The 23,700-nt window shown below is 51.0% G+C and carries 28 protein-coding genes; 9 read left to right on the top strand and 19 right to left on the bottom strand.

Features of this window, described 5'->3' with window-relative positions; translation table 11 throughout:
• Positions 1-13: 13 nt before the first annotated feature.
• Together C557_RS0112150 and C557_RS0112155 are read right to left on the bottom strand one after the other, a co-directional pair.
• Positions 14-361 (bottom strand): cupin domain-containing protein, encoded by a 348-nt coding sequence (locus C557_RS0112150; protein ID WP_018752142.1) that lies wholly within the window; start codon positions 359-361, stop codon positions 14-16.
• Positions 362-378: 17 nt separating this feature from the next.
• Positions 379-711 (bottom strand): cupin domain-containing protein, encoded by a 333-nt coding sequence (locus tag C557_RS0112155; protein WP_018752143.1) that lies wholly within the window; start codon positions 709-711, stop codon positions 379-381.
• Positions 712-851: 140 nt separating this feature from the next.
• On the opposite strand from C557_RS0112155, the gene C557_RS0112160 reads away from it, so the two are divergent.
• Positions 852-1,538, top strand: a complete 687-nt coding sequence (locus C557_RS0112160; protein ID WP_018752144.1) for a Crp/Fnr family transcriptional regulator — start codon at positions 852-854, stop codon at positions 1,536-1,538.
• 73 nt (positions 1,539-1,611) lie between these two features.
• Here the strand turns inward: C557_RS0112160 and C557_RS0112165 are convergent, their stop codons facing one another.
• Genes C557_RS0112165 through C557_RS0112175 form a run of 3 tightly spaced genes read right to left on the bottom strand, consistent with a single transcriptional unit; the run spans position 1,612 to position 4,616 of the window.
• Complete coding sequence (locus tag C557_RS0112165; RefSeq protein ID WP_018752145.1) at positions 1,612-2,634, bottom strand: CobW family GTP-binding protein; 1,023 nt, start codon at positions 2,632-2,634, stop codon at positions 1,612-1,614.
• Positions 2,635-2,655: 21 nt separating this feature from the next.
• Positions 2,656-3,666 carry a TIGR03943 family putative permease subunit gene (locus C557_RS0112170; protein WP_018752146.1) on the bottom strand — a complete coding sequence of 337 codons (1,011 nt, stop codon included), beginning with the start codon at positions 3,664-3,666 and terminating at the stop codon, positions 2,656-2,658.
• A 14-nt stretch (positions 3,667-3,680) separates the two neighbouring features.
• Positions 3,681-4,616: a permease gene (locus C557_RS0112175; RefSeq protein WP_018752147.1), complete on the bottom strand. Its 936-nt coding sequence runs from the start codon at positions 4,614-4,616 to the stop codon at positions 3,681-3,683.
• 282 nt (positions 4,617-4,898) lie between these two features.
• On the opposite strand from C557_RS0112175, the gene C557_RS0112185 reads away from it, so the two are divergent.
• The 4 genes from C557_RS0112185 (at position 4,899) to C557_RS0112205 (ending at position 8,768) form a co-directional block, all read left to right on the top strand.
• Positions 4,899-5,282, top strand: a complete 384-nt coding sequence (locus C557_RS0112185) for a DUF3024 domain-containing protein (RefSeq protein ID WP_018752149.1) — start codon at positions 4,899-4,901, stop codon at positions 5,280-5,282.
• Between the two features lie 129 nt (positions 5,283-5,411).
• On the top strand, positions 5,412-6,233 hold the full coding sequence (locus tag C557_RS0112190) for an AAA family ATPase (protein WP_018752150.1): 822 nt from the start codon (positions 5,412-5,414) through the stop codon (positions 6,231-6,233).
• 17 nt (positions 6,234-6,250) lie between these two features.
• Positions 6,251-7,384: an NAD(P)/FAD-dependent oxidoreductase gene (locus C557_RS0112195; RefSeq protein ID WP_018752151.1), complete on the top strand. Its 1,134-nt coding sequence runs from the start codon at positions 6,251-6,253 to the stop codon at positions 7,382-7,384.
• A 172-nt stretch (positions 7,385-7,556) separates the two neighbouring features.
• Entirely contained in the window at positions 7,557-8,768 is a 1,212-nt protein-coding gene (locus tag C557_RS0112205) for a GTP-binding protein (RefSeq protein ID WP_018752153.1), read from the top strand.
• 1,195 nt (positions 8,769-9,963) lie between these two features.
• On the opposite strand, the gene folE2 is transcribed toward C557_RS0112205, so the two are convergent.
• Positions 9,964-10,887 (bottom strand): GTP cyclohydrolase FolE2, encoded by a 924-nt coding sequence (gene folE2, locus C557_RS0112210; RefSeq protein WP_018752154.1) that lies wholly within the window; start codon positions 10,885-10,887, stop codon positions 9,964-9,966.
• Positions 10,888-11,097: 210 nt separating this feature from the next.
• On the opposite strand from folE2, the gene C557_RS0112215 reads away from it, so the two are divergent.
• From C557_RS0112215 to C557_RS0112230, 4 genes are read left to right on the top strand one after another with little or no spacing between them, the layout of a single operon-like run.
• Positions 11,098-12,483, top strand: a complete 1,386-nt coding sequence (locus C557_RS0112215; RefSeq protein ID WP_018752155.1) for a right-handed parallel beta-helix repeat-containing protein — start codon at positions 11,098-11,100, stop codon at positions 12,481-12,483.
• Positions 12,480-13,076: a nitrous oxide reductase accessory protein NosL gene (locus C557_RS23445; protein ID WP_040676905.1), complete on the top strand. Its 597-nt coding sequence runs from the start codon at positions 12,480-12,482 to the stop codon at positions 13,074-13,076. Before C557_RS0112215 ends, C557_RS23445 begins: the two co-directional genes overlap by 4 nt.
• Positions 13,077-13,104: 28 nt before the next feature.
• The gene (locus C557_RS0112225; protein WP_018752157.1) at positions 13,105-13,926 is read left to right on the top strand and encodes an ABC transporter permease; all 822 of its coding nucleotides are present in this window, start codon (positions 13,105-13,107) and stop codon (positions 13,924-13,926) included.
• On the top strand, positions 13,919-14,659 hold the full coding sequence (locus C557_RS0112230; protein WP_018752158.1) for an ABC transporter ATP-binding protein: 741 nt from the start codon (positions 13,919-13,921) through the stop codon (positions 14,657-14,659). Before C557_RS0112225 ends, C557_RS0112230 begins: the two co-directional genes overlap by 8 nt.
• 126 nt (positions 14,660-14,785) lie before the next feature.
• Here C557_RS0112230 and C557_RS0112235 read toward each other — a convergent pair whose 3' ends face one another.
• From C557_RS0112235 to C557_RS0112295, 13 genes are read right to left on the bottom strand one after another with little or no spacing between them, the layout of a single operon-like run.
• A complete protein-coding gene (locus C557_RS0112235; RefSeq protein WP_018752159.1) occupies positions 14,786-15,439 on the bottom strand; it encodes a M15 family metallopeptidase in 654 nt (217 codons plus the stop codon).
• On the bottom strand, positions 15,436-15,753 hold the full coding sequence (locus C557_RS0112240; protein WP_018752160.1) for a hypothetical protein: 318 nt from the start codon (positions 15,751-15,753) through the stop codon (positions 15,436-15,438). The genes C557_RS0112235 and C557_RS0112240 overlap by 4 nt, the downstream gene beginning before the upstream one ends.
• Before the next feature lie 5 nt (positions 15,754-15,758).
• Positions 15,759-16,043, bottom strand: a complete 285-nt coding sequence (locus C557_RS0112245) for a hypothetical protein (protein ID WP_018752161.1) — start codon at positions 16,041-16,043, stop codon at positions 15,759-15,761.
• A gap of 60 nt (positions 16,044-16,103) precedes the next feature.
• The gene (locus tag C557_RS0112250; protein WP_018752162.1) at positions 16,104-16,295 is read right to left on the bottom strand and encodes a hypothetical protein; all 192 of its coding nucleotides are present in this window, start codon (positions 16,293-16,295) and stop codon (positions 16,104-16,106) included.
• Positions 16,296-16,309: 14 nt separating this feature from the next.
• The gene (locus tag C557_RS0112255) at positions 16,310-17,203 is read right to left on the bottom strand and encodes a pyocin knob domain-containing protein (protein ID WP_018752163.1); all 894 of its coding nucleotides are present in this window, start codon (positions 17,201-17,203) and stop codon (positions 16,310-16,312) included.
• Positions 17,203-17,490, bottom strand: coding sequence for a hypothetical protein (locus tag C557_RS0112260; protein WP_018752164.1), 288 nt, complete (start codon positions 17,488-17,490; stop codon positions 17,203-17,205). The genes C557_RS0112255 and C557_RS0112260 overlap by 1 nt, the downstream gene beginning before the upstream one ends.
• Positions 17,487-18,077: a putative phage tail protein gene (locus tag C557_RS0112265; RefSeq protein ID WP_018752165.1), complete on the bottom strand. Its 591-nt coding sequence runs from the start codon at positions 18,075-18,077 to the stop codon at positions 17,487-17,489. Before C557_RS0112265 ends, C557_RS0112260 begins: the two co-directional genes overlap by 4 nt.
• Complete coding sequence (locus C557_RS0112270; RefSeq protein ID WP_018752166.1) at positions 18,067-19,155, bottom strand: baseplate J/gp47 family protein; 1,089 nt, start codon at positions 19,153-19,155, stop codon at positions 18,067-18,069. The genes C557_RS0112265 and C557_RS0112270 overlap by 11 nt, the downstream gene beginning before the upstream one ends.
• Position 19,156: 1 nt before the next feature.
• Entirely contained in the window at positions 19,157-19,561 is a 405-nt protein-coding gene (locus tag C557_RS0112275) for a DUF2634 domain-containing protein (RefSeq protein ID WP_018752167.1), read from the bottom strand.
• Entirely contained in the window at positions 19,548-19,820 is a 273-nt protein-coding gene (locus C557_RS0112280; protein WP_018752168.1) for a DUF2577 family protein, read from the bottom strand. The genes C557_RS0112275 and C557_RS0112280 overlap by 14 nt, the downstream gene beginning before the upstream one ends.
• Positions 19,820-20,905, bottom strand: a complete 1,086-nt coding sequence (locus C557_RS23450; RefSeq protein WP_018752169.1) for an XkdQ/YqbQ family protein — start codon at positions 20,903-20,905, stop codon at positions 19,820-19,822. Before C557_RS23450 ends, C557_RS0112280 begins: the two co-directional genes overlap by 1 nt.
• Entirely contained in the window at positions 20,902-21,546 is a 645-nt protein-coding gene (locus C557_RS0112290) for a LysM peptidoglycan-binding domain-containing protein (protein WP_018752170.1), read from the bottom strand. The genes C557_RS23450 and C557_RS0112290 overlap by 4 nt, the downstream gene beginning before the upstream one ends.
• Positions 21,543-23,654, bottom strand: a complete 2,112-nt coding sequence (locus tag C557_RS0112295) for a phage tail tape measure protein (protein ID WP_169338228.1) — start codon at positions 23,652-23,654, stop codon at positions 21,543-21,545. The genes C557_RS0112290 and C557_RS0112295 overlap by 4 nt, the downstream gene beginning before the upstream one ends.
• Positions 23,655-23,700: the final 46 nt, after the last annotated feature.

A 23,700-nucleotide genomic window follows, 5' to 3' on the forward strand; every position in this document is an offset into this window, starting at 1 on the left:
CGTAGGCTCCTCCTTACGAATTGGGCTTGACGACCACCAGCAGCATTTGGAAAGCTTCGGTTGCGTAGAGCGCATGTGGCACGTTAGCGGGCATAACGATGGTTTCCCCCGCGCGCACGGTAAATTTCTCATCACCGATGGTGATCTCGGATTGTCCGGACAATATTTGCACCATGGCATCACCCGGTGAAGAATGTCCTCCTATAGAAGTTCCTTGGTCCAGCGATAAGAGCGTCATAGCCAGCTCGGGGCGCTGGACAAGCGTCAGGCTCGATACCTGCTGTTCTTCCACGGTAATAATAGCTTTCAAATCGATGACTTCGGATACGGGGAGCTTCTTAATATATTGGCCTTGTTGCATAGGACATGCCTCCTGTTTCAATATGATATTTGTAAAAACTTGCAGCCCGTAGGCGCAGCGAATTCATGCCAGGTGCCCGCCGGGATAATAATTGAGGCCCCAGCGGATAAGTGGCAGGCTTGCTGCTCTACCAGCATATTTACTTCTCCCTCCAGCACATGGATAAGCTTGGTTAAGGGAGAGGTCTCCGAGCTGATGGTTTCCTCCCGGTCCATAGCATAAAGCACCCATTCCTGCGAGATAGACGGAGAAGGGGCTGGCAATGATAAAATGCGGCTCGCGATTCGTCCAGGCTTGATCGCTATGAGTTCCTTTAGATCGAACACCGTATGGGTTGGTAGTTTGTTCATGTTTTCCTCCCTGCTGCTATTGAAGGCTGGCCTTCATCTGGTATAATGAGAGATATATAATGAGAATCGTTCTCATTTAGTGAATTGTAACAGAAGAGGCAGGATATTTCTGTTGCCATGGCAACAGGAGGTGAACAGGTATGCAACAGGAATTGAACATTATCGGCAAGACGGCCTTGTTCAGAGGATTTACGGGAAATGAAGTATTTATGGCCGTGAATTGCCTTGAGGGTAATGTAAAGGAATATGCTAAAAAAGAAGTGATCTTTCGGCCCGATGAGGTATTGGATGCGGTAGGGATTATTTTGAGCGGGCAGGTGTTGCTGTGCAAGGAGAATATCTCCGGCATGCGCCTGATCTTCTCGGAGCTGGAAGCTGGGGACATTCTGGGAGAGACGGCGCTCAGGACCAAGCGGGAGCATAGTGGGTACGAGGCGATAGCTGGTGCGGCATGCAGGATCTTGTTCATCCGAATCCATAAAATCGTGCGCCCCGGTGGGCAAACCTGTCAACTGCGGGGGCGCATTATTGAGAATATGATGGCCTTGCTGCTGGAGAATAACCGTTCCATGTATCATAAGCTGGACATCGTCTCCCACAAATCACTGCGGGACCGGATTTTGCATTATCTCAGCTTGCAAGCCAAAAAGAGCAATGCGCTTGCCTTCGACATTCCCTTCTCGCGCAGCGATCTGGCGGATTACTTAAACGTAGACCGCAGCGCGTTATCTCGGGAGTTGCAGCGTATGGCGGAGGATGGCCTGATTCGTTTTGCCAAGAATCACTTTGAATTGCTGGATGCGGATCAAGGGCTGGACTATGCTTGATGTTTAGGAGGCAACGGGCTATAACTAAAGCCTAAAGTCTATAACAACATGTATGCCGAGACCCTTAGGCTCATTAGCCTTTCAATGCTGACCACTGGGTTAGCAGCTTCTGCTCATCAAGCTCATACCCGATGACCACCAGATAATGCGGACCGCGATAGGTGCTGGACTCGTAGCGGAGCTGCTTGCCGACATATTGGATCAGCGTAACGTTCCCTGAGCTGCTTACCGGGAGGTATCCCTTGGCCCGAAGGACCTGGCTCCCTTGGGCCTTGAGGAATTTCCCCAGTTCCCTTAACGAGAAGGCCGTAGACTGAATGACGGGGAGATAAATGCTCTGAATGCGGGAGAAGGACGCGTTGTGTTGATGAGCTTGTTCATTCCCCTGTATATGAGCGGCGCTTGGGGAGCTGTGATGGTGTTGATGAGGTGCCGATACGACCTTAAGCCGGCTGGTAGACCTCGCCGAAAGCTGAAGGGGGAGCAGCCCCTCCAGTATGAAATCTCCCTCGATTTTTGCTTGAACTGTATGATAAATGGAAGCTGAGTCATTATGCTTGCGAATGATTTGCGTCACTTTGGTTAGCTGAGCTGGAGAGATCAGGTCGGTTTTATTGAGCAAGATCAGGTCAGCTACGCTCATTTGCCGCCGCAGCGTGTGAACAAGCTGCTTGTCAGAGGCAAAGATGCTGTTGTAATCCAGCGCATTTTCGCCATCGATGACCGTCACGATCCGGTGAAGGCGCACCTTATCCAGAAGCCCGGGTTCACTCATGGCATCTACAACCTCCTCCGGATTGGCAACTCCCGTGAGTTCCACGATGATGACGTCGGGAGCGAGGGCCAGCAGCCCTTCCAACGAACCGGTAATCTCGCTTTTTTTGCTACAACAAATACATCCGTCAAACAGCTTTTCCAGCGGTACATCCTTCGTCGCTTCCGCCAGAATGCGGCCATCCACATCCGCTTTGCCCAACTCGTTCATAAGAATGGCCGGCTTAAGCTGTCTGCCATAAGCTTGCTTGATCAGCTCCAGGAGCAGCGTGGTTTTGCCGCTGCCCAGAAAGCCGCTGAGAATAATGACCGGTGTCTTCATCTCTTGCTCCCTCCTTGCAATTTAATCTACCGAAGCATTCAGAAAGTCAAAGTTAGGATATATATATGGGTTGTCCGGGGCTTCAATGACACTCGATTCAGATACATCAATCTTGATGATGACGTTGCCGTTATATTCCGTTTGTCCAAGCGTACCCTTCAGCTTCACCCACGTTTCATCCTCGAGTTCAGGGGCACCTTCGTATTCCGCTAATACTCCGTAAGGCGTGGCATCTGCTGTACAGCATTGGACCGCGATGCGGCCAATAACGAATTGATGCTCCGCAAGCCCCGATTCCCGATAAATGAACCCGTTAATTTCAATCTCTTTGCCCATAAAGGCTTCCTTGAAGGTAACGATGGAAGAGAGCACCTCCATATAAATGTCGGGTCTGACCTCAATCATCGGCAGGACGTAAAGACGTTTGGCCAATTCAGCCAAGTCGCGGCTGAAATCGTCCTCGGCCACGAACAATTGGTCCAGATCCTCTTCGGTGGGCGGGGAGGGAGTTGTTGTTTCATTGTTCATCAGACCATCTCCCGCCTCTCCCGCTTCCGTCGATTCGGTTGAATCGGCAGCATCATCCATAGCAACCGCAGGTTGAGCTGGCTGAGCTGGCTGAGCGGGTCCGCCGCCATAGGCGGGAGCAACCGCACTAAGGATGATCCCTTTCTTGCTGGCAAAGGAACCGCCCAAAACGGTATCAGGAAGCAGGAAGCCCAGCAATAGCGGGAGAGCAATCAGTCCGTACAGCAAGCTGGCCCTCGGCCATGACTTAGCTGGAGGTGTGCTGCAGCAGTCGCACTCTACGACAGATCCCTTGTAGGTACGGTAGGCCAGGAAGCCCTGAATGACGGCCAAGGCATACATGAACAGGGCAGATGCTCCAACCAGCGGCCGGATGCGTTCCCCAATATAAAGCTGAAGGCTGTTGGTTTCGACCAGGTAGGCAATGTAGACGGATATGCCTAACAAAATAACCGTTCTGATGCTGTAATGAACTACGGTGGCGGTTTGTGGTTTGCTGTTCATAGCGAACCTCCTTTTTACGAAAATGTTCTGAGGAACAATTGATCCCATCCGATGCTGAGCGCGAGCACCACGATTATGATGATAGCCCCCAGTGTCATCACAAATTTGGTCTTGAACACGGACAACAGCATCAAGGTCCCTTTGAAGTCGAGCATCGGCCCAAGCACCAAAAAGGTAATCAGTGAGCCGGTGGCAAAGGTTCCGGTAAAGGAGGAGGCCACGAAGGCGTCCGAAGTCGAGCAGATCGAGAGAATATAGGCAAATGCCCCCATCATCAAATGAGAGGACAGCGGACCGTTGCCATAAGCCATCAGTTGCCCGGTATTTACGAAGGTATGAATCAATGCGGTAATCAGGGCTCCTAATGTCAAATATTTGCTCATTTCAAAAAACTCATTGGACATATGCATGGACAACGAGGTGATTTTCCCCGTCCAACCCTGATGCTGCAAGCTGCGATTTTCATCCTCTTGGTAGAGGGACTCCAGATTCCAGCGCAGCGGCTGATAACGGATAAAGCGGTAAACGATGAGCCCAATGATCAAGGCTGCGAGAAAGGCCAGCCCCATGCGGGAGTAAAGCACCTCCGGACGGCTGCGGAATGCGGTATATGTAGCGAAAAAAACGACGGGATTGAGTATCGGCCCGCTCAAAATAAAGACGACGGCAATATACACGGGCATGCCTTTAGCGATCAGACGACGAATGACCGGCACCATGCCGCATTCACAGATCGGGAACAACACGCCGAAGAAGCAGGCAAACAAAATACCAAGCACAGGATTTCGGGGGATCAGGCGCGAGATTAACTTTTCCGAGACAAATAGCTGTACCAGGGAGGAGGATAACACTCCCAGCAAAATGAATGGCAGAGCTTCAAGAAAGATGCTGATAAATATAGTCTTGAAGGTGAGCAGGTCGTTAGCAAGACCGTTAGGAAGCGATGACATGAGGTGAGGCTCCTTCATTAAGTAAAGATAAACGATTCGCCTTTCATTTTAATCGTAATGACTACAAATAACAAGAGGATTAAGCGAAGAAAAGTGGCAGGAGAGGCTTTATTAATCGTTAGTTAACAGTTGACAAAGAAAAGAGAAAATTATTATACTGATTACATCGTAAAAATTACGATTAAATCAAATCAGAATAACAGCATTGTGGTAAAAAAGCTGCTGAAGAGCGAGCCTTATTCGCTCATTACTATTCTAGACTGACGGGAGGAACGTAGGGGAATGCGCTGGAGTCCGGAGTTAAAGGTGGATGAATTGACGGTCCGCAGGGTAGAGCGGATTTTGGAGGGCTACATAGAAGCAAAGGTTCCGCGAGAGGTGCGTTCCTCTGTCCGTTTGACCTATGAGTGGAAGGCTGAGGGCTTGACCCTGATGGAAGAAAGACCCGACGCGCAGGGCCGGAGGTGGCATGGCATAGCGGTTGCTCGCTTTGTTCCGGAACAAGGCCGATGGCGCGTATATGCCCGGAATCCCGTCCAGGGCTGGGAACGGGTTCCATCGATTTTGCCCTCTGCGGACTTTGAATGTCAGCTGGAGCAGGTCGAACTGGATATGGACGGCCTATTTTGGCCTGTATTGGATGCGGACGAGGCCGAGCTGATGTAAATGGATTAAAAGTGTGGTGAACCAGTTGCCGGAGAGCCGGTATGTATGGTGCTGAAGCAGCGAGTGTAAGCCCATATCGGTCGCAGGCTCCCCTTAGTTCACCATGCTTTCTAAAGGAGAAGCTGGTAGATGAGCAACAAGAAGACTACAAATTTTCGCCTGCCCCGATCCAAGGGAACGGATGTGGCGACTTATTATACTCCCAAGGAATGTGAACGCAAGGTTAGGCGGATTGTATTTGCCCCGGTGAACCGTCAAATCGTGGAAGAATTCATTACGATCATAGGGATGAAGGAGAAATTCGAGCATTACGAGGTTCCGGTACCGAACAAAATAGTTATGTTTGGGCCGCCGGGAACCGGTAAGACGCTGACGGCCTTCTACATTGCCGCCCGATTGGGTCTTCCGCTGATTGTGGTAAGACTGGACGCCATCATCCATAGTCATCTTGGAGAGACAGGAAGCAACCTTCGCAAGGTATTCGATTATGCCAAGACCACACCCTGCGTGTTGTTCCTCGATGAGTTCGATGCGGTTGGGCGAACGCGGGACAACAATGATGAGGTGAAGGAAATGTCCAGGGTGGTCAACACGCTGCTTCAGTGCCTGGATGAATTTGAGGGCGATAGCATCTTTATGGCGGCCACCAATTTAGAGGAGGAGCTGGATCAAGCCATCTGGCGGCGTTTTGATACGAAGATGACTTATGCGATGCCGGATGATGCCCAGCGCAGCGAATTTCTCACCTTGCTCCTGAACGGGTTCGAGCAGGCAGAGCCCATGCATGAGACGGCCTCCGGGCTACTGGGCGGGTGCAGCTTCGCCGATATGGAGCAAATTGTGCTGAAGGCCAAGCGCAAGGCTATTATTGAGGACGGTGCGTTGTCCGGGCGGCATTTGCAGGAGGCTTATACAGAATACAAGCCGCAATTATGGACGGCAGGAACGTGAGAGGAGGCACAGGTATCATGGAAGAATCATGGGATTGTATCATTGTAGGCGGTGGTGCGGCGGGTATCGGATTAGGGTGCTTGCTGCAAGAGCTCAATATCCCCCGATTTACGATCCTGGAGCGGGGAAGCATTGGAGCATCCTTTCGCATGTGGCCCCGGGAAATGCGCATGATCACGCCTTCCTTTACGGGAAATGCCTACGGCATTCTTGATCTTAATGCGGTGAGCCTGAACACATCTCCAGCGTATACCCTGGGGACGGAGCATCCTTCGGGTGAGCAATATGCTCAATATTTGCAGGCGGTGGCCGAATATAAGCAGCTTCCGGTACGGACCGGGGTTGATGTGGCGGCCATACACCCTCAGCCGGAAGGCGGATTTGTCTTGGAGGCCTCAGCCGGAACGATGTACAGCACGTACGTCATTTGGGCGGCGGGTGAATTTCAGTATCCCGAGCTAGGCGGCTTCCCCGGTGCTGAATATGCTATTCACAGCAGTCTGATTCCGACCTGGGCAGATCTGGAGGGCGAGGAGCATTTGATTATCGGGGGCTATGAAAGTGGCGCCGATGCGGCGATACATCTAGCCCGGCTTGGCCGGAAGGTAACGCTCATTGACCGCAATACCCGCTGGATGGCCAAGGGCAGCAGTGATCCGAGCATGGAGCTATCCCCGTTTACCAAGGATCGCTTACGGGAAATACCGGATGGCCAGGTGGAGCTTATGGCAGGTTATGAGGTGCGATGGATTGAACCAGCCGAGGATCATAAGGGCTATCTGGTTTATGTTGAAGGGGCCTCCGGGGAAAGCCGCATGCTGAAGACCGCTTTACCTCCCATTCTAGCGGCTGGATTTCGGGGCAGCCTGGACCTGATTGCTGATCTGTTGGAGCAGGGTGAGAATGGTATGGTGCGGCTGAATGAGTTCGACGAGTCGACGGCGACACCGGGGCTATTCGTGGCCGGGCCCAGTGTGCGGCATAAGCATTTGGTCTTTTGCTTCATTTACAAGTTCAGACAACGCTTTGGTGTGGTAGCGGGGGAGATTGCCAGCCGGATGGGGCTGGATACTAAGGTGCTGGACGAATACTCTCGTCAAGGCATGCTGCTGACAGACCTGAGCTGTTGCGAAGAGAACTGTCAATGTTAATGGCCAGCCAAGTTATACTCAATAACAATTTTTTTGAACAAGAGAAATTTGTGAACAACAACGATTATAAGAACGTTTTCTCGTCGGCTTCTTTGCATGAGTTATAAGCTCAGCTTATATAGCATGATGAGGATTTTTCCGATAAATTCAGAAAAAAGGAGCTGCATCAGGTATGAACGTACCCGTTCGCGAGGTGGAGAAGGAGCAGGATAAAATCCCGGTGACGGTCTTGAGCGGCTATTTGGGCGCAGGCAAGACGACCGTTCTAAACCATGTGCTGAATAATCGGGAAGGGCTGAGAGTTGCGGTTATCGTTAACGACCTTAGTGAGGTGAATATCGATGCCGATCTGGTTCGTGATGGAGGAGGCTTGAGCCGCACCGAAGAGAAGCTGGTCGAGATGTCCAATGGCTGCATTTGCTGTACACTGCGGGATGATTTGCTGCAGGAGGTGGAGCGCCTGGCCCGGGAGAAGCGATTTGACTATATTTTGATCGAATCGACGGGAATTGGGGAGCCGTTGCCGGTGGCTCAGACTTTTACATATGTAGACGAGGATCAAGGGATTGATTTATCAAGCTTGACCCGGTTGGACTGCATGGTGACGGTCGTGGATGCCTATCATTTCTGGCAGGATTACCATACCAGGGAGACCTTGCGGGATCGCAGCCAGCAGGCGGGGGAGGAGGATACCCGGGGCGTTGTTCACCTGCTGATCGATCAGGTTGAATTCTGCGATGTCTTGATTATCAACAAATGCGATATGGTAAGTGAAGCTGAGCTGGACCAGTTGGAGCAGGCTTTGCGAAGCTTGCAGCCGAGAGCTAAAATGATTCGCACCAGCCATGGCAAGGTGGATCCGAAGGAGATTTTGAATACGCGTCTGTTTGATTTTGAGGCAGCCAGCACATCGGCGGGGTGGATCAGGGAGCTGCAACAGGAGCATCATACGCCGGAGACTGAGGAATATGGCATCAATTCGTTTGTCTATGTCCGGAAGGTTCCGTTTCATCCCAAACGGCTGCTGCAATGGCTCGCCACATGGCCTAAAGAGGTGGTGCGCTCCAAGGGGCTGATGTGGATTGCCACTCGCAACAATCTGGCGATCTCCTTCAGCCAGGCAGGCGTATCCCGCCAGCTTTCGCCAGCCGGATTATGGGTAGCGGCGCTGTCGGAGGAAGAACGGCTCGCTTATTTCGGCAGTGAATACCCCAAGACGCCGGACTGGGATGAGATATGGGGAGACCGAATTACCAAGCTTGTCTTCATCGGCGTGGGCCTGGAGCGGGAGCGGATAATCCGCAGTCTGGATGAGGCCTTGCTGACGGATGCGGAAATGCAGAGCAATTGGCGTGAGCTTGACGACCCGTTGCCGCCGTTTTAGAAGTGCGGTAAACGAAGAGCCGGAGGCGGGTATGGAGCGGAAATAACGGAAACAATAGAAACAATCTCTTTTAAACCTGGATTTTAACCTTCAGGTCGAAATTATTTTCTAAAATTAGAAAAATAAGGGTTTAATTGCAAAGTTAGGGTTCAACAGTAACATTCGGGTTAACAGCAAGTTAGGTTTCAACAGCGAATTCGGGATTTAACAGCAAGTTAGGTTTCAACAGCAACATTTGAATTAACAGCAACATTCAGATTCAACAGCAACATTCGGGTTAACAACAACATTCATATTTAACAGCAAATCGGTTTTAATAGCAAAGTTAGGTTTCAACAGCAAATTCGGATTTAACAGCGAGTGTCAAGCCCGTACCGGTCGCTCCCAGGCTCCTATATTGTTCGCCACACTTCTAGGGGAAGTGATTCCGTGACCTGAATTAACGGGAGGTCCCGTTGGAAAGTCCCGTTAGTTGCAGAAAAATAGAGGATTTATCTGATTTAGCGGGAAATCCTCCATATAAAGCTTGCTGTTTGGAGTGATGATACATCATTATAGGGAGGATTTCCATCTAAATTGTAAATTTTAAGAGAAATGGAATAATTAGATGGATGATTTCCCGTTAATCTATGGAAAGCCCGTGCCGTGCTAGTATGATGATTCGAGCAACCAGCAACCCAAGCTTTCACCTGCCACCGTTTGTTTATAAAAGGCAGGGTTGGATGCCAAAAAACCTGGATATTAAAAAAACTGGGTGTCAAAAAAAACTGGACGCCAAAAAAACCAAGGAACTCAGCAGACCAGACATCTGAACTCCTTGGTTTTTTACAAATATGGCTATTGCCAAAGGTATTTCTGACTAAATTTCAGCTATGGGCTACCTTTATTCTAGCCATGGTCCACCTTGACTTTAGCTATATACTACCTTCACTTCAGCCATAACCCACCTTCACTCTAACTATGGACTACCTTCACTTCAGCCATAACCCACCTTCACTTCAGCTACAACCCACCTTCACTCTAACTATGGACTACCTTCACTTCAGCTATAACCCACCTTCACTCTAACTATGGACTACCTTCACTTCAGCTACAACCCACCTTCACTCTAACTATGGACTATCTTCACTTCAGCTACAACCCACCTTCACTCTAACTATGACTACCTTCACTTCAGCTACAACCCACCTTCACTTTAACTATGGGCTGCCCTCTTGTCATAAGCGATTCTTGCCCAGGCATCATGCCTATGAATAGATTCCTCATTGCGGCATTCCACGGTGAAGGCTTGTACATCTTCCATCTCGTACATATCGGCCGCTACAAGCCGCACCATATCCTCCACGAACCTTGGATTTTCATACGCCTGCTCGGTGACTCTCTTCTCATCCGGCCGCTTAAGAACCGGATGCAGCGCACTGCTGGCATTGGATTCGGCTGCTTCCAGCAGCATCACCTTCCAATCCGTTGCCTGCAAGGCCAGCGGATCAACGACGGCTGTTACTGACACGATGCCCCGTTGGTTATGGGCACTGTATTCGCTGATCTCCTTGGAGCATGGGCATAAGGTTGTAACAGCCACCTGAAGGGCAATCTCGGCGGTATAAGCCATACCCTTCTTGTAGCCAATCTTGATGGTGACATCGGCATGATTAAGACCGCTAAGCCCTGTAACTGGGGCCGAGCGCTCATAGAACCACGGGAAGGTCAGCGCCATCTCGGCGTTCTCCTGCTCCATTCGCTCCGCCAGCTCACGGGTGAAGCTGCACAGCTCGGATAGATGGGTAGACCCTCCTTGCTGGCGGTATAGCTCCAGTTGCTCGGTTAATCGGCTCATATTAATGCCCTTGGACTGCTGCGGCAAGCTTGTCGTTAACGTAATCTCCGCAATGGAAGTTTGAGATGAAGGCTTAAGGTCGGATTCAATCTGAACGGGATGACGCACGCGGCTAATTCCAACCTGGTCAATAGGGAACAGATAATCTTCCCGTTGATTTTGCAAATCAGGCATCTGCTCCTTGACGGTGGGCTTATGACCCGGAACGGGGTCAGAGGAGCCGAAACGACGATGCCGAATTGCTTTGGCCGGCAGGAGCTTGGACGTATAGTTAGGTTGCATAGGAACTCCTTCACTTCAATTTTATTCGTAATAATTACAAATAATTATACTATATCGAAGTAAGCTGGTAAACAACTCTTAATATTTTTCAATCTCGCAATGTCACAAAAATGACAAATAAATGAGGTGTTTTTCCTGCTATATCACTCAAGTGGGCTATATTATGAGACAAAAGTTATTGCTTATGATGATATAGGGGTGTTTCTGATTTTGGAGAAATTAAGAAAATGGAGCTTCTCCACGTTAGCTGCTCTGCTTCTATTGGGCGGTATTGCGCTAAATCTCATGTGGACGGATACACTTGTCTTCGGCGAAGAGAATAAAGCAGTAACCCTTCCTTCTTTGCAGGAATTGATCGATCAGGCTAATCCGGGGGAACGTATTGTGCTAGATGCCCAGAAATACGCGGGGCCCGTCCAGATTGATAAACCGATCACTATAGAGGGAACAGAGGCTGTCCTGGTTAATGATCAAGCTGTCTCTGCCATGATTATTACCTCCGAAGGAGTCGCGGTGCAGGGACTTCGTATTGCGCAACAGCAGGGCGGGGAAGAAGTGGCAGCGGTTACGGTACAAGCCGACAGCTTCCTGCTGCAAGATTTACGCATAACAACCCGGGGCTTTGGCATCGTCCTGCGCGATGCGGACCGGGGAGTGCTGATGAATAATGTGATTGCTTGGGATAGCGGGCAGCAAGAGCAAGGCAAGATCCGCTTGGGAGAGAAGGGGAACGGCATTGATCTGTACAATTCCCACGAGAACCGGCTTGAGGGCAACCGGATACTCAGGATGAGGGACGGTATTTATCTGGAGAATAGCACGAACCTGAGCATTATGAATAATAGCATCGCAGGCTCGCGTTACGGTATTCATTGTATGTATATTAACGGCACCCAAATCATCGGCAATTCCGGAGAGTACAACATGACCGGGGCTATGGTGATGGGAGTCGCAAACGTCAGGGTTGCAGAGAATTCTTTTACCAGGCAGAGCGCCAATGTATACTCGCAGGGCATTCTGCTTTATGATGTCCAGTCCTCTGTAGTAGAGAAGAATGTCGTAGACGGCAACCGAGTGGGCATTTATCTGGAAATGTCCAGCGATAATGAGTTGATGAACAACTCCATTTACCGTAATTTTGTGGGCATTCAATTGGTTGATGCTGAGAATAATCTCATTCATCATAACGATTTTGTAGCTAATGTGATTGAGGCGGAAGCCAAAGACAGTGGAGCCAACCGGATAGAACGGAACTATTGGGATTCCGCACAGGTGCTGGACTTGAACCAGGATGGATTCAGCGAACTCAAGTATGCCATGAACCCGTTCTATGCCCAGCTTGTATCCAAGGATGCCGCTTATCAATTGTTCTTCCAGTCCCCGGGCATCGGCTTCTTAAGTGGCATGTATGAGGGAGAACGCAGTAGCTGGACTACCGACCTTGCTCCACGGATGTCGCTCAATATGCCACGGGCCACATCCGGTGCGCTGGCAGAGAGGGAGTATATCTCGGAGACGGCCTTTATGGCCATTATTGCCTCTATGCTGCTGCTCACATCCACATTAACTATCATTTATTCAGGAGGACGAAAATGATGAAACAAGGAATGCTTATCACAGCTATGCTGCTGGTACTGGTAGTACTGGCGGGCTGCGGTGCGAAAACTTATGCGGCTCAACCAATCAACGAGGATGTAGATGTATGCGTCATTTGCAATATGCAGGTGAAGGATGATGCCTATGCTACGCAAATCGTGACCAAGGACGGCAAGAGCTTGAAGTTTGACGATATCGGCTGCATGAATGAATGGAAAAAGCAACATGGGACGGACGATATTGGCATGGATTATGTGCGTGACTACAACGATAAGACATGGATTGAATTCGACAAGGCCACCTATGTTTACGATGCCTCCATTCGTACCCCGATGGCATACGGGATTGTCAGCTTCAAGGACGAGGCCTCTGCTGAAGCGTTTATTGCTGAACAAGGGGTAGGTACCTTGCTTAGCTCCGCGGATCTGGCTAATCATACCTGGGAGCAAAGCGGAGGGATGATGGATATGCACTCGCATGAAGACGGTGAAGAGGGCCACTCGCACGGTCACGGCGAAGAGGAACATTCGCATAGTGACGATAGTGACGCCGATACCGATCATGAAAGCCAAGAAGGTCATGGCGGTCACTAATTAATTTAAAGGAATGGAGCTACTGTGCATGTCGGATTTGCTTCAAATTGCCCGCAAGGAGCTTAAGGTAGGGTTTCGCAATCCGTGGGCGTATTCCTTCCTGATCCTATTCTCGGTGTTTAGCCTTTGCTTGCTGCTCATTAATGCTCAAACCGACATTAGTGGATATTCGGGAGTTACCGGAGCGATGCTCAGTCTGATTCTGTATCTCCTGCCTTTAATGGCATTGTTCCTTGGCTCCTTCTCGCTGACAGCGGAGAAGGAAGAAGGGAGCTGGTCCTTGCTGGCAACGTATCCGCTGGGCACCATGCCGTTCTTGCTCGGAAAATTTGCGGGCCTGGCGGCTGTGTTGCTGACGATTATCTCGTTTGGCTACGGATTAATGGGTGTCATTGCCGCATTGATGGGCCAGCGGTTTGAGGTGAACACATACCTGTTGTTTTTCTCATTTTCCTGTGGTCTGGTTCTGCTGTTTCTGGCGTTAGCTCTGATCATCGGCGCTTTATCCCGAAATCGCTGGCAGGCGATGACCATTTCGGTCATGGTTTGGTTCTTTGCCGTCATCGGCTGGCCGGCGATTCTCATCGCCGTGCTCGGATTTGTGCCTTATTTGTGGATCAAGCCACTTCTGGTGCTGCTGACCTTGCTAAATCCTGCGGAATTCGTCAGGTTGTTTGTTGTGGTTAAGCTGGGCGGGGGCTCTATCCTGGGCCCGGAATATTATCAATGGGTGACATGGATTCAAGGGCCAGGGGGAAGTCTGTGGTTTGCAGCTTTATTTGTTATCTGGCTGTTAGCTGCGCTGGGGATCGTGTACGCCATTTGGGAAAGGGGGAGAACACATGGCTGAACCGCTTGTAGCCGTATCGAATCTGAATAAGAAGATCAAGGGCCAGACTATCGTGCATGAGGTGTCCTTTGACGTGTCTGCCGGTACTATTGTTGGATTATGCGGTGGCAACGGAGCGGGAAAAAGCACGATCCTGCGCATGATTGCCGGAATCCTTCAGCCGACCTCTGGAGATATTCATGTACGCGGCTTGACGTGGAAAGAGGATAGAAGAAAATTTGCCGGGCAGATGGGCTATATGCCTGATGATTTTCAATTTCCGGCTGGCTTGACGGCGGAAGAAATCTTGTTGTTCTGGGCTTCGCTCCGCCGGGTGCCGGAGTCGCGGGTCCGGGAAGTGCTGGCGATGGCAGGCCTGGACGACAAACGAAATAAGCGGGTTACCACCTTCTCCAAAGGGATGCGGCAACGGGTATTGTTCGCTCAGGCCATGCTTTCGTCCCCGCCCTTAATTTTGATGGATGAGCCCACCAATGGCCTGGACCCGTATTGGATGCAGGAGTTTGTCTCAATCTTGAAGAGCGTAAAGCTGGAAGGCCAAACGGTGTTATTCTCGACGCACCAGCTGGACATTGCGGAAGAACTGGCCGACGAGGTGATCTTCTTGAACGACGGACGTATTTGCGGAGCAGGGACGGTGGAGTATTTCCGTGCGCTTTATGGCCCTCTTCCGCTACACCGCGCTTTTCAGCAAAGCTTGGGACTCGGGTTCCCGGGAGGAGCAAAGATGTAGCTCGGCGCGATAGTTTGCAAAAATCCGCATTCTTCTTTGCAAACTCCTAAATGAAGAGTTAAAGCGCCTTTAAAGCATGTATAAACGCAGCTGAACTGAAATAGTTTGCTGCGTTTATACAGTGAATCATCTTGAAATCGTAGCTGTCTTACTCTTATTGTCCCAATCAACCTGCAACCCAAGAGCCTCTCCAATAGCTCGTAGCGGTACATAAGCTGTACCATTGATCAGTACACCCTCGTCTATATCCTTACCATTTACGATTACCTTAGCTTTGTCCATCTTTTTCGCATCCTCTCCCATCCGCTTTAGCACGGATTGAATCTGTGTTGATGTAGGCCGTTTTCCTGCTCGATATTGTGCAGTCGTTAGCCCAAAGGTCATCTCAAAATGCGGGTAGTCTTTGAACTTCTTCCAATCTCCACCCCATTCAAAACCAAGTGACTTTGCAATCTCGACCACCTGCAACCAAGCCGGACTTACCTCCCAACTCACATTTTTACCGTCTGGTTTAAGCAAGCAAAAATCGATGGCCATCCCAAAATTATGATTACTGTAGCCACCTCGTGCATTGGTAACGATTTTACCCGGCTTCGTGCGGCCCTGCGCGTACAGGGCATCTTGCTCCGCTATGGTGCGTAACCCCTGGGTAATAAGAATCGGCACACCAGCTGCATAGGAGCGCTCAATGAGACGCTCCGTAGCCTGGCGGACGATTGGATATAGCCCTGATAATTTGGGGGTCGATTTTGCCTTTACGTAGTCCAGTGTCAATGTCATACGGCTTTGTCATCTCCTTTGCCTGGTGGATTAATTGCTTTATGTTGCATCTGCCCAGCCGCTGCCGCCACCAAAAAAGCATTAGCGAATGCCAATACATATACACGCCAATCGGCAGCATCAGCATCACCCATTGCTAACTGAGCTAGTGACAACACGATCCAAGCTGTAAGAACTGCATATATATCCGTAGGCAGCCAACGGGCAAAGCGGTCAATTATGCCTTTCGTGTATTGCACAACAAAATAAACAAGAAGGGATGCCCCGGCCATTGTGCCTAGAGCATCCCATGTGAAAAGTTGTCCATCTTCCACTTAAATCATCCCTCCCGGCCCGTCAGTGGCGGGTCCTCTACGTAGTTATCTTGCAGCCACTCCAACCCGCAAACACCTACCGTTCCCGTATTCGTTTTGTAGATAAACTGCCCGGGAGCGGCCACAATGGTGGTTGTACCGTTTTTTAGCGTGATGGATTGAAGATCACCTGTGTTAGAAAAGTCAACGGTGATACCCATACCTGTAAGCTGGATAATCGGCTGTATGGATGAAAAATCAATAAACTCATGAGCCTGTACGTAATCTTTTGAACGAAACATTCTGATCATTTATACCACCTCTCTACTTAAATAGCCCCCGGATCGGCTCCGAGGGCATAAAAAATACACCTATTTGGCGTCTGACTCCTGCGATGATTCTGGTAGCGGAACATCCTCAAAGGTTCCGTCTGCGAGTCTACGCTTGCCTAAATAAGACGAGTCGAATGAGTCAACCTCGAAGATATTATCGGCTACAGGAATGACTTGACTATCACTGATGGCATACACGATTCCACTATTATTAACTTGGATATATGGCATACATTTTCCTCCTATTAATTGTATTCGATGACTTCAAAATATACGTAAATTTCTAGTCCAGTTCTCATATTGTCTGTATTGCGTACTCTGACTGTTGTTGCATTATAAAGATAAACCGCTGGAGTTTGATAATCGGAACCAGCATTCACGTCGTCAAAACCATCAGTATAGTATCCAGTCAGATTGATTGAGGTTTTATTAACGTCCACAGCCGGGATTGTTACCGCCACAATACCATTGTCGTCTTGGGTGTGATAGTACAAATGGGCTGAATACCTCGTTACTTTTTTCACGCCACCACCCCATGTCTGCCAATTTGTCCATGTTCCACTTCTCATTTGCCTCCAATACGTAACTCCGGTATTAAAATTTGTCGCTCTCTGAAGCCGCCAAGCTCCGGGGTTAGCAGAATGCACAATATTCTCGACATAATGCCAATCCGTACTTGGAGCATTAGCCATGCTGGACCCATCGTAAAAACCGTTTTCTGTGATGCTGTTCAGATTGTTGGCAGATCGCGTAGCCCTCGGCAAGCTTGCGTTTTTAGCGTTGTTCTCCGCCGCATTCCACTTCACTCGCTCTGCCGCCGTAATGTGCATCGTCGCATTGTTGGCATGCGTTGACAGGCCAGTACCTGCCGCTGCCGCCGCTAAATTGGCGGCGTTGGCCGTGTTTTGGGCGGCTGCGGCTGCGTCATGGGCGGTTTTGACCGCTAACGGCGTGGCCGCCAGGGTCTCGCTGCTGCTGTTCGCACTGCTGGAGAGCTGCACAATCCCCGGAGTGGTCAGGCTAGCGGGCGGAATCTCAATGTTATCTACCTCGCTACGCAAATCATTGATCTCCTGCCCGATGCTGTTCATGTCATCCGGCTTCACCGTGTCGGACATTTTCCAATCTGTCTTGGCCATCAGTTCACTACCTCCTTAACTTCTACCGTTTGCAGCATAAGCGTGTCCGACGATACTGGAACATTGACCGCATTGGTGGTGAGAATGTTGCCCGCTGCATCCCGCAGCTCGATCAAGCTAATGACGGGAACGTCAGCAGCGGGAACAATATAATTGAGGGCTACCGTTGAATCCGTCACAGCCTTTTCCTCAAACTCGGTAATCTCGTAAGATTCATTCAAAACAACCTTGGCGATGCGCGTATTAACATAGGTTGCTACCTCCTGCTTGAAAGATGCCGTGATCATGTAACTTCAACCTCCGTTCCAAATGTGGCAAAGGACTCTTCGCCTAGCTTCCATGAATCGTTCAGTTTGTAGTTCCAGCCAATATCTCGCCGGATAATATGCTCTTCCAGTCCAATGGTGGTATTAATAGAAGTGTTTTGCTGGTAAAGGATATTGGCAGGCTTGATTGTCTGCACGGTGTGCCGGACTTCCTTGAACAAGTTCGCATTTTCAATGTTGGTCGTCACATACAAAACGAAGTTCGGCGGATCTACCGAAACGACGGTCATACCCGGGCCTACCAACTTGTCCAACTGTTCTTGCAGCCAGCGCACGGTGAAAGGTGGCTTCGTCCGGTAGCGGTTCAAAATGCGCTGCTTGCGGAACTCCAGGGTTTCCGTGGTCGAATCAGCTTGAATGCCCAGCATCAGCTCCCGCCGTTTGATCGCCTGAACGCCAGATGTCAATACAAACTGATCCGCGAAAAGCTGCTTTACCGCCGTCTCCAATTGATTCAGCTCTATATCCTCCGTTTGCCCAAGCTGCACAAACTCCAGCACGTCCTCATAGTAAGGAGGTAAATATCCCATGAAACGATCAGGAGGCATGAACGGTCACCGTCCCCATCAGCGGGATCTCTTCAGCGGCCAGCGTCATGTTGGCCGCTATCCCGCCCAGCATCGTGTCTGATACATCAATCACGCCAGGTACGGCCAATATGGCCGCCTCAATAAGCGCCACCCGCACAATGATTTGCTCCGTTGTGGCCCAAGTTTGCCGAAGCCCCAGCAGATAGGCCGTCACCGCTGACTCTATGGGAGCCTGGACTTGCCCGGCGGTGCTACCCTCGGCCAGAATAACGGTTGTCGTCACATCGACGGCCACACCGCTGACCCCCGCCACCGTGACCACATGCCCAATGGGGGCCGTGCCGTAGCCTTTGCCCTGGTTGGCCGTAGGATCAACGGCGGTCTGCACCGCCGATACAAGGGTGCTTGAAGGTGCTGACCAGTCCGCTGCAATGATCGTACATTTGACTGTCCCGCCACCGTTCCACACCGGGAAGACCTTAGTTGCCCCTACACCATCCATGGCATTTACGGTCTGCTCATAGTCCGCAATGTTCCCGCCAAAGGCAGGCTCATTAACCGTCTCATAATACCGCAGCCGCAGGGCATCGTCCGTCTCCTGATCCTCGCCGGGAACGATCACGTCCGCAAGCTCCGCACGAACCAATCCAGGCACGTAGTCAATGGGAAGCAGCGTCCCAAATTGCTGATTACCCACAATGCCCACCGTATCGCACAAGAGGTTGTACACCCCAAGGCTGATACGCTCCTGGACAACATAAGTTAGATCCTCGATGCCGAACCAGGAACCCATAGGCACATCCAGCGGCGCCTCATTCGCTCCGTAGAATAGCCCCTTGCGTACAGCAGCCGTTGCCGTTGCCCGCTGCACCCCAAACTCCGATGTGCGGCGGCTTAAGTAATCGTCGCTGGCCGTATCGGCAAAGGATACCTCTAGTACGGCATCAAGCTGAATGTATGTCTGGGCCAGCTCGGCGGCACAAGGAGCCAAAGCGTCATAGATGATGCTGCCAGCCCGTTTATCTACGTCATCCGCCACCCGGGACAACATCCGCTGAAGGATTGCCTCGAAGCTGTAATATGCGTCCTCAAACACGCTAGATCACCTCATTCAAAAATAGATTGCCGTACACCGTGACGACCGTGAAAAACACGGTGAGTCTATCCTGCTCCTGGCGAATGTCGAAGTCTTTGACCTCGTTAATACGTTCATCATAAATCAGCGCCTCTGTAATTATTCGGGCCAGCTCTGTGCGCGTGAAGCTTAGGCTGAAGCTCTGGCCGATGATGTTGTCAGCTTCTGACCCGTACGAGTCCGGGTAAATGACATGTCGCCAGCGTCCTGTACCCAAGGTTTTGATGATGAACTGTTTAACCGCTTCTAGGCCATCCACCATACCAGATACACGTCCGGCATCCCGGTCTAGTCGGTAGGTACGGCTGGGCTGGATCTCAGATGCAAATAAAGAGGGAATAGAGGCAGCGGATTCAGGAGTTAGCATAGCGTACCACCCGATCAGCCAAGTAATAGGTTTGACCACCTTGTACCGCGAAAATCAATACTTCATCCCCGGTTCTCAGGCCCGTCTCCAGCCTTTCGGCTACCAGGAGCAGCTCGGCGGGAATGATCATTCGCTGATCCCCAGCAAGCTGTATGGACAGCGCTGGAGGGGGCGAGACCACCACCGCCTCCAGGATGCGCAGCGGCATAGCGGAATCCACCGCCTGGCGGGCGGCTTCTTTAACAACCTGCACGAGCATTATGCGTCACCTCCAAAAAGTTCTTTCTTTAGGCGTTGGGCAAAGGTCTCAGGGTCGTCCTTTTCCTTGTCGCTCTCGCTGTCACCGTCGCCCGCTGCATCGGTTATACTGGCCGCATCAATCTCCGGCAGGTCGTCCGTACGATTGAGCGTCAGCGACATGGTATGTGTGTTACCGGAAAAGCTGTGCATATCCTGGTCAATGTAAAAAGCCCGATGTACTCCCAGCTCCGCCACGATCACATAGACCGCGCCGCCAGATATCACATCAGGTATGCCCAAGGCATCCACGGACAACGTTTCGCCTGGCTTCGCCCTGGCCCGCAAAGCTTGCTCGGCGCGGGCCATTAATTGGGCTTTATTGACGTTTTCCGAGACGTTCTCAAAGTATTGCAGAACCCCGTAAGACTTTTGAAGCCAACCCGCATCGACCTTGGCCGTGATGGCTTTTTTAGCTTCACCCGCGACCAGCTTCACCCGGGTGGCCGTCTCTTCTAACGTCTCACTTAGGGAATAGTCCATGAGATTAGCGCCGTCTTCAACAACCCACTTATGAGCCATATCCACACGTTTGACCAGATTGACCTTGCCTTTGCTGGCGTAAATGTAATACTTGACCCCCGTATGCTTGTAGGTGAGCGAGATGCAAGCCAGGATCATGTCAAACAGCGTTTGCCCCTCGAAGCTACGAGTGAGACGGTGAGGCGTGTCGGCAATCGTCCCCACGGGAATATCAAAGTCCTTGCAGATCCGGCGCACGATCTCGGCCAAGGTTTTGCCCACGAAGATGTAACTATCCGTATTTTGCGTGAGATAGATCAACTGGTCATAGGCTGTCAGGGACAGGCTGCCGTCCCGGGTTCGGTCCCTGGCGAAGATGGTTCCGCGAAATAGTTCTTCGCCCTTCCAGCGGAAAATAAGCTGATTGCCCATGTTAACCGGCTGCTTCTGGTGTAGCCCCCGCTGGGTGGATAGCACCGTTGCTGTGAGCGTCCGGGGTGCGGCCAACTTTTCCCCGGACCACTCCACCGATTGCACCGGGAGTTGAAACGTGCCGTCACTGCGCACCACATAAAGCTCCATCATTTCAGCTTCACCACCTGGCCGGGACGAATGACGTAAGGGGCGCGGATACCGTTGAGCTTGGCTAACGTCTGCCAGGCTACGCCGTGGCTTTGCCCAATCTTCCACAAGCTGTCCCCGCTGCGCACCGTGTAGGTGGCAGGCGTAACCCGTTCGCTGGGCCGGGCCGATGCGCTGCTGACGCTGGCGCTGGTTGTCCCGGCTGCCGTGGTCTTGGTCTCCAGCTTGCGGATTTTGATAAATTTGTACTCACGCAGACTCAAGTCAAAATAAATTGTGCCAACATCCCCGGCTACCTCCCGGTAGGTGTAATCTTCGATGGTGACCGCAAAGTTCCAGGTTGTTTCCGTGACCAAAAACCTGATCGGCTTCCCGGTGGCCTTCCAGCGGGATATTGTCGCGGCTGCCGCCTTGGGGTCGGGAATGTCCTTGTATGCACAATATGGACCCCAGGAGGAAGGGAACTGGCTGGAGAAGTCAAACGTCTTTAGCACCGGGTCATTGATAATAGCGACCTCACCGATTCCCGACACGTTAACGACCTCGGTCTGCGAGCTGTTGCCAATGGTGATCTCTTCCGGGTTGACCGGGAGCTGAAGGCGCTCGGCGTTGTTGTTATACGAAAGCCAAAACTCCATGCTCATACCTCGTACACTCCTTCAGGTCCTGTAAACAGTTCTTCGGTCATTTTGTCCTTTACCGCTCGAACGGCGATATATGCCACCCGCTGGGCGTCCATATCATTGCTGTAATGGTTATCGCCATTGAACTGTACCACGATATCCCTACGGCCCCCGCCCCGGCTTGGGTAGCGATGACCTGCCATCGAGCGGATCAGCTCCGCCTCTTCGGCGGGAAGCACTGTCTCGCCTTTGTGGAGAGCGGCGGGGTAGTTGTCAAAAGGAACGTCAGAAATGCCGTTAGCATGGGGGATTAAACCCGTGATAAAGGAGGGCATGGTGATGTCTCCAACGCTGCCCAACGAACCCATGAAGTCACTGAACTTTGTACCAATGTTGTCCAGCCAGCTTGTAATGGAAGCAAATTTGTCTTCGACCCAGTTCAACGGCTTTTCAATAGTCGATTGCAGCGCATCTGCAAAAGCATTCCACTTCGCTTTGATCCAGTTAATACTGTCGTTCCAAGTGTTTTCCAGCCAATCCATGTTACTATTCCAGCGGTTTTTCACATCCGTCCACCACTCTGACCACCAATTCCCCCAGGCGGTCAGGAGGGCGCCGATAACCAGCTTAATCTTGTCGATATTGCTATACAGCCATTCCATTTGGGCAAGGCTGTCAAAAAAAGCAAAAACCACCGCAGCGAGAACAGGAATACGGCCAGCAATGGAGCCGATGCCTTTGCCCAGTTTGACGACCCACGGCCACGCCTTGGCAAAGGCTTGACCGATCTTGACCCCCTTGGTGATCCCGCCGATGGATACGAGTGCCAACAATACGCCCTCTAAGATCGGCTCCAGCGTGTCCCAATTTTCAATGACCCATTGAATTCCGTTTACAAGACCTTCGCCCAGGCTAACGGCTAGATCTGCTATGGATTGTGTGAAGTTGGCAATCGCGACTTGCCCTTCGTCGCTTGCTGCCCAGGCGTTAAAAGCTTCAAAGGCCGGGGCAAGGCCTACCAGCGCTGACTTGCCGATACCCTCAATGAGTGACTTCATGCCGCTTAGTGTGTCATTCATCGGGGTCATGGGATTGGCTGACCTGAAGGTTTCAAACTGCTTCGTAAGCTCTCCGGCTGTGTCGGCCGTTAGAGCTAAGCCGTTAGCCATGTCCAAAATCGGGGTGCTGATGTCTTCGTATTTGGTGCCGAAAAGGTCTGTCCCATACCTTTCTCTATCTGCTGCACCAACTTGAGAGAGAGCGGCAGCGATTTCTGCTAGAAAAGCTTGCCCTGTAACATCTCCATTTAGTATTCCTTTGTACAAGTCCGTTGTTCGGCTTTCTCCCAAAAGCTTGCCCATTGCATTAATAGCATCTTCGTTAAACTCATTTAAAGATTTTATTCCCCACTCACGCAAAGCATCTGCAAGGACATCATAATTCCATGCCCCAGCATCTTGCCCGGCGATTAACCCTGACGCTAACTGTTCTGGTGAGATTCCCAGTTTAGCGAAGGTGGAAGCATATTCCGCATACGTATCGGCCAGATCGTCCGCCATATCGCCGCCGTTACGCCAGACGTATGACATACTGTCATAGGTGCGCTGGAAGTCAGCCTGCATTGAGTTATAGAAGGTGCTGGCAGCCCGGGAGATTTGGTTGACATCCATATCGGGATGCAAGCTGCTGAACATGTTGGCATACAGTGCTGACTCGGCCAGCATCTGATCTCGCAGATCCGTCTGCTGCCCGATCCCAACCAGAGATGTAAGGACATTTTCACGGGACGTTCCCGCTTTACTACCATAGTAGATATCCTGAACCGACTCGGAAAAGTAATCTCTAGGCAAGCCCGTAACTGCCGCCGCTCTCGCATCCATCTCGTACGCACTTTGTCCGGCAAATAACAAACCGCCGCCAGTAATACCAGCGACGGCAGCAACCTTGAGGGCCTTGTCTGCAAGTCCTCTCAGGGCAGTATCTATTTTTTCTATGCCAGGCGTGGCCTGGTCATTGAGTTTGACGGTGGCTGTGGTGATGCGTTGGCCCAGCCTGGATAGGGATGTACGGATTTTTTGCAAAGGCCGTGTGATGCGGTCATTCAATCTCAAACGCGGATTAATACGCATACGATTGAGCTTTTGCATCATCCGATTGGTTTTGTCCGTTTCCTTA

Source organism: Paenibacillus sanguinis 2301083 = DSM 16941 (genome assembly GCF_000374825.1).
GTDB classification, from domain to species: domain Bacteria; phylum Bacillota; class Bacilli; order Paenibacillales; family Paenibacillaceae; genus Fontibacillus; species Fontibacillus sanguinis.

Excerpts from the sequence above, each read along its gene's own strand:
- C557_RS0112165 (WP_018752145.1), bottom strand. The coding sequence starts at position 2,634 with ATGAAGACACCGGTCATTATTCTCAGCGGCTTTCTGGGCAGCGGCAAA.
- C557_RS23450 (WP_018752169.1), bottom strand. The coding sequence starts at position 20,905 with ATGATGGAGCTTTATGTGGTGCGCAGTGACGGCACGTTTCAACTCCCG.
- C557_RS0112235 (WP_018752159.1), bottom strand. The coding sequence starts at position 15,439 with ATGACATTGACACTGGACTACGTAAAGGCAAAATCGACCCCCAAATTA.
- C557_RS0112265 (WP_018752165.1), bottom strand. The coding sequence starts at position 18,077 with ATGCCTCCTGATCGTTTCATGGGATATTTACCTCCTTACTATGAGGAC.
- C557_RS0112295 (WP_169338228.1), bottom strand. The coding sequence starts at position 23,654 with ATGCGTATTAATCCGCGTTTGAGATTGAATGACCGCATCACACGGCCT.
- C557_RS0112255 (WP_018752163.1), bottom strand. The coding sequence starts at position 17,203 with ATGGCCAAGACAGATTGGAAAATGTCCGACACGGTGAAGCCGGATGAC.
- C557_RS0112150 (WP_018752142.1), bottom strand. The coding sequence starts at position 361 with ATGCAACAAGGCCAATATATTAAGAAGCTCCCCGTATCCGAAGTCATC.
- C557_RS0112185 (WP_018752149.1), top strand. The coding sequence starts at position 4,899 with ATGCGCTGGAGTCCGGAGTTAAAGGTGGATGAATTGACGGTCCGCAGG.
- C557_RS0112155 (WP_018752143.1), bottom strand. The coding sequence starts at position 711 with ATGAACAAACTACCAACCCATACGGTGTTCGATCTAAAGGAACTCATA.
- C557_RS0112190 (WP_018752150.1), top strand. The coding sequence starts at position 5,412 with ATGAGCAACAAGAAGACTACAAATTTTCGCCTGCCCCGATCCAAGGGA.
- C557_RS0112275 (WP_018752167.1), bottom strand. The coding sequence starts at position 19,561 with ATGCTAACTCCTGAATCCGCTGCCTCTATTCCCTCTTTATTTGCATCT.
- C557_RS0112290 (WP_018752170.1), bottom strand. The coding sequence starts at position 21,546 with ATGAGCATGGAGTTTTGGCTTTCGTATAACAACAACGCCGAGCGCCTT.
- C557_RS0112205 (WP_018752153.1), top strand. The coding sequence starts at position 7,557 with ATGAACGTACCCGTTCGCGAGGTGGAGAAGGAGCAGGATAAAATCCCG.
- C557_RS0112245 (WP_018752161.1), bottom strand. The coding sequence starts at position 16,043 with ATGATCAGAATGTTTCGTTCAAAAGATTACGTACAGGCTCATGAGTTT.
- C557_RS0112230 (WP_018752158.1), top strand. The coding sequence starts at position 13,919 with ATGGCTGAACCGCTTGTAGCCGTATCGAATCTGAATAAGAAGATCAAG.
- C557_RS0112260 (WP_018752164.1), bottom strand. The coding sequence starts at position 17,490 with ATGATCACGGCATCTTTCAAGCAGGAGGTAGCAACCTATGTTAATACG.
- C557_RS0112195 (WP_018752151.1), top strand. The coding sequence starts at position 6,251 with ATGGAAGAATCATGGGATTGTATCATTGTAGGCGGTGGTGCGGCGGGT.
- C557_RS0112175 (WP_018752147.1), bottom strand. The coding sequence starts at position 4,616 with ATGTCATCGCTTCCTAACGGTCTTGCTAACGACCTGCTCACCTTCAAG.
- C557_RS0112170 (WP_018752146.1), bottom strand. The coding sequence starts at position 3,666 with ATGAACAGCAAACCACAAACCGCCACCGTAGTTCATTACAGCATCAGA.
- C557_RS0112280 (WP_018752168.1), bottom strand. The coding sequence starts at position 19,820 with ATGCTCGTGCAGGTTGTTAAAGAAGCCGCCCGCCAGGCGGTGGATTCC.
- C557_RS23445 (WP_040676905.1), top strand. The coding sequence starts at position 12,480 with ATGATGAAACAAGGAATGCTTATCACAGCTATGCTGCTGGTACTGGTA.
- folE2 (WP_018752154.1), bottom strand. The coding sequence starts at position 10,887 with ATGCAACCTAACTATACGTCCAAGCTCCTGCCGGCCAAAGCAATTCGG.
- C557_RS0112160 (WP_018752144.1), top strand. The coding sequence starts at position 852 with ATGCAACAGGAATTGAACATTATCGGCAAGACGGCCTTGTTCAGAGGA.
- C557_RS0112250 (WP_018752162.1), bottom strand. The coding sequence starts at position 16,295 with ATGCCATATATCCAAGTTAATAATAGTGGAATCGTGTATGCCATCAGT.
- C557_RS0112225 (WP_018752157.1), top strand. The coding sequence starts at position 13,105 with ATGTCGGATTTGCTTCAAATTGCCCGCAAGGAGCTTAAGGTAGGGTTT.